Annotated in this window: 14 protein-coding genes and 2 tRNA genes; 6 read left to right on the plus strand and 10 right to left on the minus strand. The window is 68.7% G+C overall.

Features of this window, described 5'->3' with window-relative positions; all coding sequences use genetic code 11:
- Positions 1 to 32: 32 nt before the first annotated feature.
- Positions 33 to 2,510 carry a prolyl oligopeptidase family serine peptidase gene (locus DDE10_RS16795; RefSeq protein ID WP_114953946.1) on the plus strand — a complete coding sequence of 826 codons (2,478 nt, stop codon included), beginning with the start codon at positions 33 to 35 and terminating at the stop codon, positions 2,508 to 2,510.
- Between the two features lie 94 nt (positions 2,511 to 2,604).
- Here DDE10_RS16795 and DDE10_RS24105 read toward each other — a convergent pair whose 3' ends face one another.
- Together DDE10_RS24105 and DDE10_RS16805 are read right to left on the minus strand one after the other, a co-directional pair.
- Positions 2,605 to 2,985: a helix-turn-helix transcriptional regulator gene (locus DDE10_RS24105; RefSeq protein WP_114953947.1), complete on the minus strand. Its 381-nt coding sequence runs from the start codon at positions 2,983 to 2,985 to the stop codon at positions 2,605 to 2,607.
- A gap of 35 nt (positions 2,986 to 3,020) precedes the next feature.
- A tRNA-Leu gene (locus DDE10_RS16805) sits at positions 3,021 to 3,107 on the minus strand.
- Positions 3,108 to 3,255: 148 nt separating this feature from the next.
- Between DDE10_RS16805 and DDE10_RS16810 the strand changes: the two genes are divergently transcribed.
- A complete protein-coding gene (locus tag DDE10_RS16810; protein WP_114953948.1) occupies positions 3,256 to 4,206 on the plus strand; it encodes a complex I NDUFA9 subunit family protein in 951 nt (316 codons plus the stop codon).
- Positions 4,207 to 4,291: 85 nt separating this feature from the next.
- Positions 4,292 to 4,378, plus strand: a tRNA-Tyr gene (locus DDE10_RS16815).
- A gap of 74 nt (positions 4,379 to 4,452) precedes the next feature.
- Here DDE10_RS16815 and DDE10_RS16820 read toward each other — a convergent pair.
- Positions 4,453 to 4,794 carry a hypothetical protein gene (locus DDE10_RS16820; protein WP_284734720.1) on the minus strand — a complete coding sequence of 114 codons (342 nt, stop codon included), beginning with the start codon at positions 4,792 to 4,794 and terminating at the stop codon, positions 4,453 to 4,455.
- A 170-nt stretch (positions 4,795 to 4,964) separates the two neighbouring features.
- Between DDE10_RS16820 and DDE10_RS16825 the strand changes: the two genes are divergently transcribed.
- Positions 4,965 to 5,576, plus strand: a complete 612-nt coding sequence (locus DDE10_RS16825) for a hypothetical protein (protein ID WP_114953950.1) — start codon at positions 4,965 to 4,967, stop codon at positions 5,574 to 5,576.
- Positions 5,577 to 5,621: 45 nt separating this feature from the next.
- Here DDE10_RS16825 and DDE10_RS16830 read toward each other — a convergent pair whose 3' ends face one another.
- The 7 genes from DDE10_RS16830 to DDE10_RS16860 form a co-directional block, all read right to left on the minus strand.
- Positions 5,622 to 5,816 (minus strand): hypothetical protein, encoded by a 195-nt coding sequence (locus DDE10_RS16830; protein WP_114953951.1) that lies wholly within the window; start codon positions 5,814 to 5,816, stop codon positions 5,622 to 5,624.
- Positions 5,813 to 7,120, minus strand: a complete 1,308-nt coding sequence (locus tag DDE10_RS16835) for an HlyD family type I secretion periplasmic adaptor subunit (RefSeq protein ID WP_114953952.1) — start codon at positions 7,118 to 7,120, stop codon at positions 5,813 to 5,815. Before DDE10_RS16835 ends, DDE10_RS16830 begins: the two co-directional genes overlap by 4 nt.
- Positions 7,121 to 7,127: 7 nt before the next feature.
- A complete protein-coding gene (locus DDE10_RS16840) occupies positions 7,128 to 8,855 on the minus strand; it encodes a type I secretion system permease/ATPase (protein ID WP_284734721.1) in 1,728 nt (575 codons plus the stop codon).
- Positions 8,845 to 10,248 (minus strand): TolC family protein, encoded by a 1,404-nt coding sequence (locus DDE10_RS16845; RefSeq protein ID WP_162806692.1) that lies wholly within the window; start codon positions 10,246 to 10,248, stop codon positions 8,845 to 8,847. The genes DDE10_RS16840 and DDE10_RS16845 overlap by 11 nt, the downstream gene beginning before the upstream one ends.
- A gap of 89 nt (positions 10,249 to 10,337) precedes the next feature.
- Positions 10,338 to 11,645, minus strand: a complete 1,308-nt coding sequence (nhaA, locus tag DDE10_RS16850) for a Na+/H+ antiporter NhaA (RefSeq protein WP_114953954.1) — start codon at positions 11,643 to 11,645, stop codon at positions 10,338 to 10,340.
- Between the two features lie 95 nt (positions 11,646 to 11,740).
- The gene (locus DDE10_RS16855) at positions 11,741 to 13,819 is read right to left on the minus strand and encodes an ATP-binding protein (protein WP_114953955.1); all 2,079 of its coding nucleotides are present in this window, start codon (positions 13,817 to 13,819) and stop codon (positions 11,741 to 11,743) included.
- Positions 13,820 to 13,877: 58 nt separating this feature from the next.
- On the minus strand, positions 13,878 to 14,237 hold the full coding sequence (locus DDE10_RS16860; protein ID WP_114953956.1) for a flagellar biosynthesis regulator FlaF: 360 nt from the start codon (positions 14,235 to 14,237) through the stop codon (positions 13,878 to 13,880).
- A 227-nt stretch (positions 14,238 to 14,464) separates the two neighbouring features.
- Here DDE10_RS16860 and motA point away from each other — a divergent pair, with 227 nt between their 5' ends.
- Together motA and DDE10_RS16870 are read left to right on the plus strand one after the other, a co-directional pair.
- Positions 14,465 to 15,349 carry a flagellar motor stator protein MotA gene (motA, locus tag DDE10_RS16865; protein ID WP_114953957.1) on the plus strand — a complete coding sequence of 295 codons (885 nt, stop codon included), beginning with the start codon at positions 14,465 to 14,467 and terminating at the stop codon, positions 15,347 to 15,349.
- On the plus strand, positions 15,333 to 15,647 hold the full coding sequence (locus DDE10_RS16870; RefSeq protein WP_114953958.1) for an STAS domain-containing protein: 315 nt from the start codon (positions 15,333 to 15,335) through the stop codon (positions 15,645 to 15,647). Before motA ends, DDE10_RS16870 begins: the two co-directional genes overlap by 17 nt.

Here is a 15,647-nt window from a genome sequence, read left to right on the forward strand (position 1 = left end):
TGCGACGACCCTCCAGTCAAAGGACCCGACCGATGACGCCGATCCTGCGCCTCTCCCTGCTTGCAGTCCTCCTCACGTCGACGGCTGCGTTGGCTGACGATCGCATGGTCGAACCGCCCGCGGACCTTGCCGACGCCTATTCCCATCCTCGAATGCCTCCAAGCACGAACACGCGGGCCTTGGCGGTGTCGCGCCAGGGGGACATCGCCGCCTATGTCGTTCAGGTGCCTGTCGAGGATCAGGCGCTCGATGCGGAGATGTTCCTTCCGACGGGTGCGCCTGCCACGATCGCGCAGGGGGCTCGGATCATGGTGATCGACCTCCAGACGGGAGACAGCGCGCGCATCTGTCCGTCCGGCGGCAATGATTGGGATCCCGCCTGGTCCCCCGACGGGCGTCGACTGGCCTTCTTTTCCGACCGCGACGGCGAGACCCGGCTGTGGCTGTATGATCGCGGCGATCGAAGCTGCCGCCGGGTGTCCGAGCGGCCGGCAAAATCGCTGCTGTGGGCCCATGAGGAGCCGCGCTGGAGTCCCGACGGAACCCGGATCTTCTTCGCGGCGTGGCCCGAGGCAGGCCCGGGATCGCCGGCGCACGCGCGGGTTCGTGTCGCGCCCAGCACGGCGCCCGAAATGCAGCCCGGGGGCGTGACCGTCTACCGTCACGACCCGGCCGCGCAACGCCGGCCGAGCACTGCAACCGCGGCAGGAGGTGAGCAGGATTTCGATGCTCGCTGCGGCCGGGGCAACTATCTCACGGCCTCGCTGGCCATGGCCGAGGTCGACGGCGCCGACGCCAGGCTGATCGTGGAGGCGGAGGTGCAGGGTGCGCCCGGCGCCCCCAATCGCCATCATCCGACGCCTTATTTCCGCACCTCGGCGTCCGGGCGCTGGCTGACCTATTTCTCCGCCGCCTGTCTGGCAGTGGGCGAGGCTCATCGCATGGTGACAAAGCTCTTCGCTGTATCAGCCGAGGGCGGAACGCCGGTGCTTATCGCCGACGATCTGCGCGCGGCGGTCGGCGGCGACGAGAACATCCTGAACTATCGCTGGAGCCCGGTCGCCGACGAGCTCGTTTTCACTCGCAACGGCGAATTGTGGAGGGTCGCTTTCGACGCCAATGGCCCGTCCGCGCCCATGCGGATCGGCGCCTCGCTCGGCCCCCTCTCGCCTGCGCTGCACTGGTACACGCAGGATGGCTCTATGGTCCTTGTGGGGACGAATCCGGTCCAGCGGGGCCGGGGCAATGTCCCCTTCGGCAACGATATCGATCTCGCCCTCATCCCGGTCGCGGGGGGTGAACCGGTCCGGATACCCGTCGATCGCGCCCGCTGGGCGATCAACGGTGTCATGGCCCGCGATGATCGTGCGCTGCTGCAGTCGACGCAGCATGCGTTTCGCCTGCTGGGTCGCGACAAGAATACGGGCGAGGCGGTCGCGCTCGAGTTCGACTTAAGAACGGGCGAGACGCGCGAAGCGTGGCGGGGCCGCGGTCGCTTTCACGACATCCAGGCCGCCGGAAACCGGCTCGTCGGCATCTACGAGGACTTCCGGACGCCGGCGAACCTTTTCAGCTACGCCCGCGACCTCAGCCAAGCGCGCGCGCTCACCGACATTGCGCCCCAGATCCGGGCCGCGGCCACCTCCCAAGCGGAGACCTTCGAGACAGTCATTTCGCAGCACGACGGCACGCTGCGAACGGTAAGAACGTCGGTCCTGCTTCCCCCAGGGGCGCGTCGCGGAGACCGGTTGCCCGCGGTGGTGTGGTTCTATCCCGGCGACGATCTCACCACCAATTTGGACCGCTTCGGAGCGCCGGGAATGGGTGACCCCGCCTATCTGCTCACGAGCAGGGGCTATGCGGTCATTCTCACCAATGTCGTGATCGGCCCCGGGGAGCAGCGCGGGCATGTGATCGACGAGATCATGGATGCCCTGCTCCCGCAGGTCTATCGCGCCGCGGACCTTGGCTATGTGGACATCAACCGGCTTGCGATTCGCGGCCACAGCTTCGGCGGCTTCGGCACGCTCGCGGTGGTGGCGCGCACCAACCTGTTTCGCGCGGCCATCCCCAGCGCCGGTGTCTATGATCTCGGCGGAAGCTATGGCGAGGCGGACTATATCCGCGGCGCCCTTGTCGATCGCAGCGACTGGTCCGAGAATTCGCAGCCGCGCCTTGGGCAACCTGTCTGGGACGACCCTCTCAGATATATCGAAAACTCCCCTTACTATCTTGCCGACCGGATCCGTACGCCCGTTCTGATCCTCCAAGGCACGGACGATTTCACCGGCTCGCGGGAAAGCGGGAAATTGTTCGCCGCGCTGCGCCGGCTCAACCGTCCGGTGGAGCTCGCTTTGTATCAAGGCGGCGGGCACACGCCTGCCTTCTGGCCCATACCGCAGGCCGTGGATCAGATGGCCCGTACGCTCGACTTCCTGCGGCGTCATATCGGCGAAGGCTGGTCGCGGACCGGCCGTGCGGATCCCAGGCAAGGGAGGTCAGCCCCCTAGGCAGTATGCCGGGGCGCCCTCCACTTCCGGTTGCATCATTGATCTCGCCGAGATCGGTGATCGGCCCTTCGCCCACCCCGGAGCAGGCTATGGCTTAGTCTGTGCGGTAGAACATCGGGTTCTTCATCCATCCGTCGACGGCGGATTCGCGCCAGCCGGCACAGCGGGTGCTGATGGCGATATGTCGCGGGAACGTCCCGTTCTGGATCTTGCGGTAGAGGGTCGAACGGGACAGGCCAGTGCGCTGGAGCACTGTGAACAGGTAGAGCCCACTCGAGTCCGAGACCTGTAGTAGGGTCGGTCGCGGCCCTTTGCGCTCCGCACCTCCATCGCGCTGAGAGCCATGTTGGTATCTCCCGTTTGCTGGCACCTGAGATACCAACAACGATACCAACAAGTCGGATGGACAGGGTGGAATCGGATGGGACCTCGTGAGCGAATTTATGGCAGAAAACTGCCATTTTTTCAAGCTCATGAGGGAGGTGGTGGGACACCCTGAAATGGGGTGTCTGGTGCCCAGGAGAGGACTCGAACCTCCACGCCCTTGCGAGCGCCAGCACCTGAAGCTGGTGCGTCTACCAATTCCGCCACCTGGGCACGGGGTAGGAGGCGCGAGGTAGGAGGCCGTGAAGCGCTTGTCAACGCGCCGCCGCATCGGCTTGCCAAGGCCGCCGCAACTCGCCAAGGGGACGGCGCACCCCAGGGCTCGCAGCGGCGTCGGGCCCGCTAGCCAAGGCGTTCGAAGATGACGGCAAAGACGGACCGGCTGGTCACCCTGTTCGGCGGCGGCGGCTTCATCGGCCGCTACGTGGCCCAGCATCTGTTCAAGGCCGGCATGCGCGTCCGCGTCGCCGAACGTGACACCCGCAACGCCTATTTCCTGCGCCCGCTCACCGGGCTCGGCATGATCCAGTTCGTCGATGCCGACATCCGCCGGCCGGAGACGGTCGCGCGCGCCGTCGATGGTGCCGAAGCGGTGATCAACCTGGTCGGCACCCTCAAGGGCGACTTCCAGGGGATCCATGTCGCCGGCGCCCGCAACGTGGCCGAGGCCGCCGCCGCGACCGGGGCCCGCACGCTCGTCCAGGTTTCGGCAATCGGCGCCGATCCCGAGAGCGAATCCGAATACGGGCGCACCAAAAGCGAGGGCGAGCTGGCGGTCCGCGCCGCCTTTCCCGACGCCGTCGTGGTACGTCCGTCGATCGTGTTCGGCCCCGAGGACGATTTCGTGAACCGCTTCGCGGGAATGGCACGGATGCTCCCGGTCCTTCCGGTTATCCGCGGCGCCTGGAAGCTGCAGCCGGTCTATGCCGGCGATCTCGGTCGAGCGATCGCTGCCGCGGCGGTCGAGCCGGAGGCGCATCGCGGCCGGACCTACGAGCTCGGCGGACCGAACCCGCTGTCGATGCGCGAGATCAACCACTGGCTCTGCCAGGCGACCGGCCGCGGCTCCAAGCCGATCCTCGACGTTCCGGACGGGCTCGGCCGGCTGATGGCGCGGCTGTTCGGCTGGCTTCCGGGCGCGCCGATCACCTGGGACCAGTGGCTGATGCTGCAGAAGGACAATGTTCCCAGCGGCAACCAGCCCGGGTTCGAGGCCTTCGGCATCAACCCGCAGCCGCTCGCCGCGGTCGCCGAAGGCTGGCTGCCCCTCTATCGCCGGCATGGCCGCTGGGCGGCGCCGTCGCCTTACTGAAACGGGAGAAATCGCCGTCTTGCACGGCGTTGACACGGGCCGCCCCTTCCGCCAATTGGGCCGCCTTCCTATATGGCGCTCCCACGGACAGGTGGCCGAGTGGTTAAAGGCAGCAGACTGTAAATCTGCCCGGGTTTCCCGTACGCTGGTTCGAATCCAGCCCTGTCCACCATCGCCGCGCGACGGGCGCGCAGAACGAAAAGGGCGCCGATCGGCGCCCTTTCCCTTGTCGGCCTAAAGCTTGGCTCAGCCGCGACGACGGTCGACGTCGCGCCGCTCGACCCGGAGCCGCTGCTGGAGCTGGCCGACCCCGCGCTGGAGCTGGGCGACCTCGCGCCGGTCGAGACCGTTGCGGCTGAAGCGGGCATAGAGCCGCTGCAGCTGCCCCGCCTCCCGCCGCAGGCCCGCCGCCTCGCGCTGGGAGATGGTCCGGCGGGCGGCGGCATTGTCGATGCGCCGCTCGAGCTGGTTGATGTCGTTCTGGAGCTGGCGCTGCACCGGGGCCGGACCGCGCCAGGCCTGCGCCGAAGCGGGGACGCTCGACAGCGCGGCGGTGGCGACCAGGGCGGAAATGACGATCTTACGCATGAACTGAACTCCTTCGTGCCGCCCGCTCATCGGCGGGTGTCCTCTAATTGGACCCGGCCTGTCGCAGGCGAATGTCAACGCGGGGGAGAAATGGTCGCGAATTGTCGCTTCTGGGGCGCCGGCTGCTAATGCGCGCGAAGCCGGACCGAAACCGGCTTGGGAGGATGAGCATGCGTGGAATTGCGGCGGCGGCGGTGTTGATGCTGGTGGCCGGCTGCGGTGCCGGCGATGCGGACAATGTCCCCGCTCCGGCCGGCGCCGCGTCGAATGTCGCGCAAGCCGGCGATGCCGCGACCGGGAGCCCGGATCCGGCGCTGCGCGCACCGTCCGCGGCAACCCTGGTGACGCTGGATCCGGAAGGGGTGCGGTTGGTCGACGCCGATAGCGGCGCCGCGCGCCTGCTCGCGTTCGGCACTCCGCAGGCTCAGGCGGTCGAGGCGCTCGGCCGCGCTTTCGGCGCACAGCCGAGCGAGCAGGCGGTCAACGAGGAATGCGGCGCCGGCCCGATCCTCCATGTCGAATGGGCGAACGGCTTCACCGGCCTGTTCGAGGAGGAGAGTTTTCGCGGCTGGTTCGTGGGGGAGCGCGGACTTTCCACCGCCGACGGCATCGGCATCGGCACAGCCCGCGGCCAGGCGGAGGCGAGCCGCACGCTCGAGGTCGAGCCATCGTCGCTGGGAACCGAATTCCGTTCGGGCGATCTCGGCGGACTGTTCGGATCGGCCGCGCCCGATGCGCCCGTCTCCGCCTTGTGGGCCGGGCTGACCTGTCTCTTCCGCTGACGGCGAAGGTCTAGGCATTCGGCGCAGCGCGGTCCTGGAAGGAATCTAGCGCCTGGCGGCGCGGACCAGCACGGCGACCGAGAGCAGGATCGCGCCGACCAGGCCGCCGATCGCCAGCAGGCCCTGTGGCGTCATCGTCGCCCGTGCCTCGGCGACGAACCCGCCTACCTGCACCCGCGCTTCCGCAGCCTCGCTGGAAGCGGTGTCCGCCGGCGCCGGAGCGCGGCGCGCCTCGCTCACCGCTCCCTCAAGGCGGTTTCGCTGAGGCGGGTGATCGGGGAAAGGATATATTGGAGGACGGTGCGCGGGTCGCCGAGCAGGTCGACTTCGGCCACCATGCCGGGTCCGATCGGCATCGGATTGCCGCGCGTGTCGCGGATCGCGTTGGCCGCCGTGCGCACGCGCACGACATAATAGGTCTCGCCGGTGCGCTCCTCGGTGACCGCATCGGGCGACATCGCGACGACATTGCCTTCAAGGACGCCGTAAATGGCCCGGTCGTATGCGGTGATCGCCACCCGGGCCGGCTGGCCCAGGCTGACGAAGGCGATGTCCTGCGGGGTGATCCGGGCCTCGACGAGCAGGCTCTCCTCCGAAGGCACGATCTCGACCAGCGGCGCGCCGGGACCGACGGTGCCGCCGCGGGTCGTCACCAGCACGCGGTTGACCAGCCCGGCGAGCGGCGCCCGAACCACGGTGCGGTCGACCCGATCGGCGAGCGCCGGCAGCGTCCGCCGGCGCGCGGCCAGCTCCGCCTGGGCGGTGGCGAGCTCGTTCGCCGCCTGGGCGCGCCATTCCTGGCGCAGCTGGGCGAGCGTCGAACGTGCCTCGGCGACGCCCGCCGTCGTGCGTGCGATCGACGCGGCGGCCGCTTCGGCCTCGCTGGTCGCCACTGCCGCGGCGCTCTCGGCCTGGGCGAGGCTCAGCCTGGGCTCGATCCCGCGCTCCACCAGCGGCCGCAGGATGTCCGCTTCCGATTGCCTCGCCTCGCGGGCGGCAATGCGGGCCTGGTAGGTGGCCTGGGCCTCGGCGACGGCGCGCTCGGCCTGCGTCAGCCGGGCCTGCGCGGCCGCGGTCATGCTGGCAAGGTCGGCCATTCGCGAGGCGTGCAGCGCCTGCTCGATCCGGATCTGCTCGGCGACGGCAGGGTTCGATGCCGCCGGATAGACCGGCTCGCGCCCCTGTATTTCCGCCGACAGCCGCGCGATCTTGGCGGAAAGGGCGGCGAGCGTCGCCTCGCCGCTGCCGAACTCGGCGCCGGACTGGGTCGGGTCCAGCCGGATGAGCGGGTCGCCGGCGCGCACCTGCTGCCCCTGGCGGACGAGGATGTTCTCGACGATGCCGCCTTCCAGGTTGGAGACGATCTGGAGCTGGGAGCTCGGAATGACCCGGCCCATGCCGCGCACGGTGCGCTCGAGCTCGGCGAAATAGGCCCAGATGAAGAAGAGCAGGATGAAGCCCGTGATCACCCAGAGCAGCACGGTCGAGGCGGCGCGGGGCCTGATCCGATCGGTCAGATCCTCGATATGGGGGGTGCCGTGCATCTTGTCCTCAGGCCGCCTTGGGACGCATGATCTTCTGGAGCACCGCGTCGCGGGGCCCGTCCGCGACCACCTTGCCCTTGTCGAGCAGGATGATGCGCTGGACCAGCTGGAGCAGCGGCGGTCGGTGCGTGATCATGATCAGGGTGCGGCCCCTGAGCTCCTCCTGGAGGCGCTGGATGAGGGCGGTCTCGGTCTGCGCGTCCATCGCGCTGGAGGGCTCGTCCATGATGACGATCGGCGGCCGGCCGGCGAGCGCCCGGGCGATCGCGATCGATTGCCGCTGGCCGCCGGACAGGCCTTCGCCGCGATCGGCGAGCTTGAGGTCGTAGCCGTTGGCGATCTGGCCCATGAACTGGTGGGTGCCGGAAATCTCTGTGACCCGGAGCATCTCGGCATCGTCGACCTGGGGCCGGTCGAGCACGATATTCTCGCGGACCGACCCGGTGAGCAGCACGCTCTCCTGCATCGCCGCGCCGATGGCGTTCCTGAGGTCGGCCGGAGCGAGCTGGCGAATGTCGGTGCCGTCGATGAGGATCAGGCCTTCCTCGGGGGGATAGAGGCCGAGGATGATCCGCGCGATGGTCGACTTGCCCGATCCGACCCGGCCGAGCAAAGCGACATGCTCCCCCGGCTCGATCGAGAAGCTGACCTCGTCGAGCGCCCGCTCGGGCGCGCCGGGATAGCGGAACCCGACGTTGCGCAGCTCGATCTTGCCATCGATGCGGGACAGCTTGAGCGGCTCTCCTTCAGGGCCCTCAGGCGGCAGCTCCATCATCTGATTGAGCTGGCGATAGGCGGTCCGTGTCGAGGTGAGCCGCGACAGCAGCTGCGAGATCTGGGCGAGGGGGGCGATGGCGCGTCCGGCCAGGATCGAGCAGGCGATCAGCCCGCCCATCGTCAGCTCCTGCTCGGCGATCAGATTGACGCCGACGATGACGACGCCCGCGTAGGAGATGGTTCCCGCCGAGGTGGCGAAGGTGACCCCGATCGAGGAGACCATGCGCTGGCGCAGCGAGCTGTCCGAGTGCTGCTCCACCGCCTTGAGCCAGCGCCGCGACAGCAAGGGTGCTGCGCCGGCGGTTTTCACCGTCTCGAGTCCGCCGATCGCCTCGACCAGCACCGACTGCTTGAGCATGCCCTCGCCGAGCGACCGGGCGGACAGGCGCTCGAGCGCCGGATGGGTCAGCCAGCCGATCAGGATGACCAGCGGCACCATCAGCGCCGGGACCAGCACGACCGGACCGCCGATGAGCCAGACGACGAGGAGGGTGAGAAAGATGAAGGGGACGTCGACGACCGCGGTCAGCGTCGCCGAGGCGAAGAAGTCGCGCAGCGCCTCGAGCTCGCGCATCAGGCTGGCGAGCGCTCCGGTCGATCCCTTCTTCAGCTCGAGCCGGATCGCGAGCAGCCGGCCGAACACCTCCTCGCCGATGTCGCGGTCGATGCTGGCGCCGGCGAGGTCGACGAAATAGGCGCGCAGCAGCTTCAGGATGAAATCGAAGATGATGACGATGCCGAGCCCGATCGACAGCGCGACCAGCGAGGACATGGCGTTGTTGGGAACGACGCGGTCGTACACCGTCATCGTGAACAAAGCGGTCAGCAGCGCGAAGATGTTGATGAACACCGCCGCCACCGCGACCTTCCAATAGGTCGAGCGGTTGCGCCGCATCGGCTCCATCAGCCATTCGGCCAGCCGAGGCCGTGGCACCTTGACGAGATTGTCAGCGCTCACCTTCACCTCTCAACCGGTCGGCGTCGATCCTCAGCACGTCGAGCAGACGCCCGGTCCGGGATAGCAGCACATAGCGAGCGGCGTCCAACTCGGACAGCGCCTGGATATAGGTCGTCGCTGACTCGAAATAGGAATCCTCGGCGGCGACCACGTCGAACAAGGTGCCGCGCGCGGCAAGGAAGCGCTCGGCGATGACGTCGCGCGACTGGCGGCTGGCGATATAGGCTTCCTCGAGCGCAGCGAGCTGCGCCTCCAGCGCCCGCACGTCCGACCAGGCGATGGCGGCGTCGCGGGCGGCTTCCTCGGCGATCCGCGTCGCCCGCGCATCGGCGGCGCGCGCCCGCGCATGGGCCTGATCCGCGCGGGCGTCGCCGGTGCCGAACAGCCGCCAGCGCATCGCGACGCGGCCGCGCACATCGTAGTCGCGCTCGTTCTCGAAGACGCCGTAGCGGCCGGCATCGACGCCGGCGCTGAACTGGGGAAGCGTGTCGGCGCGCACGGCCCGCGCTTCCTGCCGGGTCGCATCGGCGAGCGCTTCGGCGGTGCGGACCGCCGGTGCGTCGGCCGAGGCCAAGGCGGCCTCATCGCGGCTCTGCTCCGGCGTCACCGGCGCCGGCGCCCGCTCGAGCCCGGCCGGGGGTTCCATCCCGGTCAGCTCGGTGAAGCGCGCCTCGGCGCCCGCGGCGAGCCGGCGGAAACGGGCCAGCCGGGTCTGGGCCTGGGCGATGTAGGAATCGATCCGTGGCAGGTCGCCTTCGGCCGACACGCCGTCGCGGATCCGGATCTGGACCGCCTCGCGAAGCTCCTGCTGGCTGGCGACGAAGGCTTCGGTGAGCGCGACCAGCGCGCGATAGCCGAACACGTCGTACCAGGCGCCGATCGCGTTGAGGGCGATGCGATCGGCGCTGGCCTCGAGCTCGGCGCCGGCCGCCCGAAGGCGTGCACCCGCCGCGGAGATTCGCCGCTGGGTGGCGCCGAAGTCGAAGACGGTCTGCTGGGCCGCGACGATCGCGTCGGTCCTCTGCTCCGGCCGCGACCGCTCGATGAGGTTTCCCGGATCGTTCGAGAATTCGCGAGACAGGACGCGGTAGGAGGTGACCGTGAGGTCGAGGGTCGGCCGCCCGGTCGCCCGCGCCTCGCTCATCGCGGCCACCGCCTCGTCCTCGGTAGCCGCGGCCTCGGCCGTGCCGGGATGCCGCTCGACCGCGCCGGCGATCAGCATTCGGAAAGCTTCGAACTCGCTCTGGTCGCGGCGCAGCTGCAGCACCGGATCGGCGGCGAAATCGATGTCGAGCGGGCGACCGCTGGGAGCGGGCAGCGGCGCCTGGGCGCGCGCCGGAATCGACGCCGCCATCATCACCGCCACCGCCGTGCCTGTTAGGATGCCCCGCAACGCTCCGCCTTTCCCCCGGCCGGGTTTAATGCGGCCGGGCGTCGAGCGCCAGTGGTAACGACGAGGCGGGGCGCATTTCGCTTGGCTGGTCAAAGCCTTGGGCGGGGGTCGCCGGGAGATGGGCCGCATTCGATGGACTCGGCATCGCCATCCGACTCGATCTCGCGCCCGATCCGGGCTTCCTGCGCCTTCTGGTCCGGGTGCGCCGGGGCGAACCGGATGACGGCATAGCCGACCAGCGCCGAGAGGAGCGATCCCATCAGGATCCCGATCTTGGCCTCCTCGATGAGCAAAGGCTGGCCGGGGAAGGCGAGCGAACCGATGAACAGGCTCATCGTGAATCCGATCCCGCACATGATCGAGACCCCGAAGATCTGGAGCCAGGTGGCACCGCTCAGGCGGCCGGCGAAGCCGAGCCGGACCGCGAGCCAGACGGCTCCGAAGATGCCGACCTGCTTGCCGAGGAAGAGACCGAGGGCGACGCCGAGCGGCAGCGGCGCCACGATCGCCTCGGCGCCCAGCGCGGCGAGCGACACGCCGGCATTGGCGAAGCCGAAAAGCGGCACGATCAGGAAGGCGACCCAGGGCGCGATCGCATGCTCCAGTCGGTGGAGGGGCGATTCGGGCGCATCGGGCGCTCCGGGGGTCTTGATCACCGGGATGGTCATGGCCGCGAGCACGCCCGCGATGGTCGCATGAACGCCGGAGAGCAGCACGGCATACCACAAGGCCGCGGCGAAGATGAGGTAGATCCAGAGCCGGCCGACGCCGCTCTTGCCCATGACGTACATGACGAACAGGATCGCCGCGGCGGCGCCGAGGGCGAGGCTGTCGATCGAGGGCGTGTAGGCGAGGGCGATGATGGCGACGGCGCCCATGTCGTCGACGATCGCCACGGTGGTGAGGAACAGCTTGAGCGAAGTCGGTGCCCGGCGGCCGAGCAGCGCCAGCACGCCGATCGCGAAGGCGATGTCGGTCGCGGCGGGGATTGCCCACCCGTTCTGCAGCTCCGGCTGGTTCGCGGTCACCAGCAGATAGATGAGCGCCGGAAAGATCATCCCCGCCGCGGCAGCGACGACCGGGAGCCGGCGCTGCTTCCAGGTCGAGAGGCGGCCGTCGACGAACTCGCGCTTTATCTCGAGGCCGACGAACAGGAAGAAGACCGCCATGAGACCGTCGTTGATCCAGAAATGCAGGCTGGTGGGCCCATGATGGGCCGAGAGAGCGGGTCCGATCGGTGCTTCGAGGAGATGGTGGTAGGCCGAACCCAGCCCGCTATTGGCGACGATCATCGCCAGGGCGGCGGCGGCGATCAGCAGGATCCCGCCGGCGGCCTCGCTGGCGAGAAAATGCCGCAGCGCCGAGCGGGTGCGCTCGCCATTTCGTGAATTCGTCATGCTTTCTCCCGGGTCCGGGCGTCCCTTAAGCGGAGAATGGACGGATCGGAACCCGGTTTGGGGCGCGGGAGGCCGGCGCCGTTCCCGCCCGGGCGCTACTCGCCCTCAAGATCCGCGGCCGGCACCGTGAAGCTGAAGCGCGCGCCGCCCTCGGGCAGGCTCTCGGCCCAGATGCGGCCGCCATGCGACTCGATGATCGTGCGGGAGATGGAAAGGCCGAGGCCCATTCCAGTGATCTTGTCGGAGACGAAGGCGGTGAACAGGGGGGCGCCGATCTCGCGCAGGCCCTCGCCATTGTCCTCGACGGTGACGAGCAGATGCGCGTCGTCATATCGGCTGACGCTCAGCGCCACTCTCGGTCGGTCCGCGGCGGCCGCCGCCTCGACCGCGTTGCGGATGAGGTTCAGAAGGACCTGCTGGATCTGGACCGGGTCGCCGAGCATGAAGCGGGCGTCGGGGGCGATCCCGGTGACGACGTCCAGGGTCTCCCGCTCGCGCGCGGGGATGCCGAGGGCGATGGCGTCGTCGATCACCCTGGCCATGGCGGCGGGGCTCATCGATTTCGGCTCGTTCGACACCATCGCCCGGACGCGCCGGATGATCTCCCCGGCGAACTGGACCTGCTCCTGGGCTGCGAGCATTCCCACCGCCGCCTGGGCCGCCTGCGGCCCGCCCGCGGCGAGCAGGCGGCGGCTTCCGACGATATAGTTGGAGGCGGCGGCGAGCGGCTGGTTCAACTCGTGGGCCAGCGTCGCCGCCATCGCGTTCATCGCGGCGAGCCGCGACAGGTGGGAGACCTCCACCTGCAGACGGTCGAGCTCCCGGCGCGCGGTGACGTCCTGATCGGTGCCATGGAGTCCGACGACGCGGCCGTCCGCGTCTCGCGTCGGCAGCGCTGCGATGAGCCGGTGGCTCTCGGACCCATCCGGGAGAAGCACTCCGAGCGCGTAGGATTGCGCTTCGCCGGTCTCGACCGCGGCGGCGATCGCCTCGTCGATGGCCGCGCGCGATTCCTCGTCAAGCCAGGACTTGAACTGGTCCATGGTCGGCGGGCCGTCGGCGGGGTCGCGCCGATAGGTCTCGTAGAGTTGAGGCGACCAGCTGAGCTTCCCGTCGGCGAGGCTGAACGCCCAGTCGCCGATCTGGCCGATGCGCTGCGCCTCGCTGAGCCGCTGATTGGCGGAGGCGAGCTGGGTCGCGCGCTCTTCGGTGCGACGGAGCAGCGACAGCAGCCCGAAGACGAAGGTGAGCGTCACCAGGGTGACGAGGATCGAGCCGGCGATGACGTAGCGCCGGCGCTCGGTCACCGGCGCGAGCACGTCCTGCTCCATCACGCCGTAGGTGGCGAAGAGCGGATAATCGTCCAGCCGGCGATGGCTGAAATAACGTACCAGTCCGTCGAGGGCGCTGGGGCCGAGATAGGTCCCGTCCGGATCCGCCCGCTGCCGGCGCATGACCAGCCCGTTGGCGAGGTCCTCGCCGGAGCTGAAGATGTCGCCGGTGCGCCGGGCGCGTGTCACGCCGTCGAGGCCGATCACCGAGACGACGTCCCGCGGCCGCGTCGACACCGCTGCGTGAAACCCGATCAGCTGCTGCGGCTCGATGTTGATCGCGACCACCCCGGCGAACGCGCCGTCGCCTGCGTTGAGCCGCCGGGTCAGCCAGATGATCTCCTGGCCGTAGGTCCGCGACGCCGCGGGGCGGCTGACATGGAGCCTGCCCGTGTCGCGGCCGAGATGCGCGCGAAACGCCTCATGGTTGCGGACATTGCGGCCCGCGACTCTCGGCCCCATCGTCGAGGCGATGATATCGCCGTCGGCATTGGCGATGCTGAGGCCGAGAAAGGCGTGATTGGCAGCCACCGGGCCGCGGATCGTGGCGGGGCGTTCCGGTGTCCCCCGCAGGGCTGGATCGCCGGAACGATAGCGTTCGGCGATGTGCAGGGTGGCGATGTCGGCCGCTTCGAGCGTGCGCGCGACATATTGCTCGAGGAGCGTCGCCCGGTTCTGATTCTCCCTGACCGCGGCGGCGACGATCTCGTTCCGGTCCTCCCGGAGCCGCTGGAGCGGCGCCGCCCAGCTCACCGCGATGACGAACAGCGCGAACAGCCAGATCAGCAATCGCGTCCTGGCGCCCGCCGCCCTGGCCGTCCGGGGAAGGACATCCTTCTTCACGTCTTCCCGGTTTAGGCGGCCGGCCGGGGCGCGGCAATCATTGTCGCGTTCGGGCGGCTCAGGCCGCCATCGTCTCCGGCGCCAGCCCCTCGATGATCAGGCGATTGACGCCGATCAGATCTTCGATCGACTCGCGCCCGGCGACGACGTCGCTGGTGAAACGGTCGACCCACAAAGCGAGCGAGATGATGCTCGCCCGCAGCGAGGGCGCGAGCGCGTTTCCGGGACTGCCGCAATCGGTGGAGAAGGTGCTCCACATCTCGCGGTTGCGATGGAGGATCGGCATCAGCGCGGCGCCCTTGAGGCCGCTGTCCCGTGCGGCGATCATCTCGCCGGTAATCTGTCCGACGAGGCGATACTCGGTCGCGCGGGGGTTTTCGGCGATGGTCCTGACGCGTTGGTAAGCGGTGAGCGACATCGATCAAGGCTCCTGGCTTTTCCCTCATTCTAGACGATTTTCCGAAACCCGCGGCCTTGGCGGTCATATCGGCGCCTCCCGGCCTTCCCGAACCGTCGGCCGAGCGTCGGATCGGACGCGATGGAGCAGGCGCGGATGCCCTGCGGAAAACTGTGCGGGTCGCAACGCCGCCCCCCAAATTCTTCCTATAACTGAATTGTCCCGACGGTCGGGCTGCCGGAACCCCCATGATAAACGCTATCGGATTCATCGTCATATTCGGCTGCGTCTTCGGCAGCTTCATCCTCGCCGGCGGCAATATGGAGATCGTTCTCCATGCGCTCCCGCACGAGATGATGGCGATCGCCGGCGCCGCCATCGGCGCGTTCGTCGTCGGCAACTCGCTGCCGACGGTGAAGAAGGCCGGTCGGGGAATCGTTCAGGCCTTCAAGGGCGCGCGCTGGAAGGACGACGATTATCGCGATCTCCTGACCTTGCTGTTCGCGCTGCTCGCGACCTTCAAGAAAGGCGGCGCCACCGCGATCGAGAAGCATCTCGACGATCCCGCCGAAAGCCCGATCTTCTCGCGCTACCCGCGCATCCTCGCCGACCATCACCTGGTCGAGTTCGTCTGCGACTATCTGCGGATGATGACCGTCAACTTCGAGGACCCGCACCAGCTGGCCGAGGCGATGGAGTCCGATATCGAGCGCCACCATCACGAGGAGCTCGCCCCGCAGCACGCGCTCCAGGTCATGGCCGACGGCCTTCCCGCGATCGGGATCGTCGCCGCCGTGCTCGGCGTGATCAAGACGATGGGATCGATCGACCAGCCGACCGAGATCCTCGGCGCGATGATCGGCGGCGCCCTCGTCGGCACCTTCCTCGGCGTGCTCCTTTCCTACTGCGTGGTCGGCCCGATCGCGAGCAAGCTGCTCGGCGTCGTCGAGGCCGACAGCGGCCCCTTCCACATCGCGAAGACGGCGATCGTCGCCTACGCGCAGGGCGTCCCTACCCAGGTGGCGGTGGAGATAGCGCGCCGCATGACGCCTTCGCTCCACGCCCCCACCTTCCAGCAACTCGAGAGCGCCCTCGACGAGGCCAAGGATGAACTCAATGCCCTCCCAGCCTGACGCCCTTCCGGACGACCACAAGGTGACGCTGCCCGCCCAGGCCGGCACCGTGACCGCGGAGGATCTTCGCGTCGGCCTCGTCCTTGCCGCCGATCTCGACCGCGCGCTTCGTATCGATGCCTCGCAGGTGGAGAGCCTCGGCCAAGCCGTCCTGCAGCTGCTCGTCGCCGCGCGAGCCGAGGCCGAGCGCGCCTCGCTGCCTTTCGAGATCGTCAGCCCGAGCCCAGCCTTCATCGAGCGCGTGAGCCTTTGCGGGCTTGGCCAGACGCTCGGAATACAGACCGAAAAGGATCAGTAA

It is taken from the genome of Sphingosinicella terrae, from assembly GCF_003347635.1.
Lineage (GTDB): Bacteria > Pseudomonadota > Alphaproteobacteria > Sphingomonadales > Sphingomonadaceae > Allosphingosinicella > Allosphingosinicella terrae.

Bases quoted from the DNA above. Each gene is read 5' to 3' on its own strand.
- DDE10_RS16795 (WP_114953946.1), top strand. From the start codon at position 33: ATGACGCCGATCCTGCGCCTCTCCCTGCTTGCAGTCCTCCTCACGTCG.
- DDE10_RS24105 (WP_114953947.1), bottom strand. From the start codon at position 2,985: ATGAGCTTGAAAAAATGGCAGTTTTCTGCCATAAATTCGCTCACGAGG.
- DDE10_RS16810 (WP_114953948.1), top strand. From the start codon at position 3,256: ATGACGGCAAAGACGGACCGGCTGGTCACCCTGTTCGGCGGCGGCGGC.
- DDE10_RS16820 (WP_284734720.1), bottom strand. From the start codon at position 4,794: ATGCGTAAGATCGTCATTTCCGCCCTGGTCGCCACCGCCGCGCTGTCG.
- DDE10_RS16825 (WP_114953950.1), top strand. From the start codon at position 4,965: ATGCGTGGAATTGCGGCGGCGGCGGTGTTGATGCTGGTGGCCGGCTGC.
- DDE10_RS16835 (WP_114953952.1), bottom strand. From the start codon at position 7,120: ATGCACGGCACCCCCCATATCGAGGATCTGACCGATCGGATCAGGCCC.
- nhaA (WP_114953954.1), bottom strand. From the start codon at position 11,645: ATGACGAATTCACGAAATGGCGAGCGCACCCGCTCGGCGCTGCGGCAT.
- DDE10_RS16860 (WP_114953956.1), bottom strand. From the start codon at position 14,237: ATGTCGCTCACCGCTTACCAACGCGTCAGGACCATCGCCGAAAACCCC.
- motA (WP_114953957.1), top strand. From the start codon at position 14,465: ATGATAAACGCTATCGGATTCATCGTCATATTCGGCTGCGTCTTCGGC.
- DDE10_RS16870 (WP_114953958.1), top strand. From the start codon at position 15,333: ATGCCCTCCCAGCCTGACGCCCTTCCGGACGACCACAAGGTGACGCTG.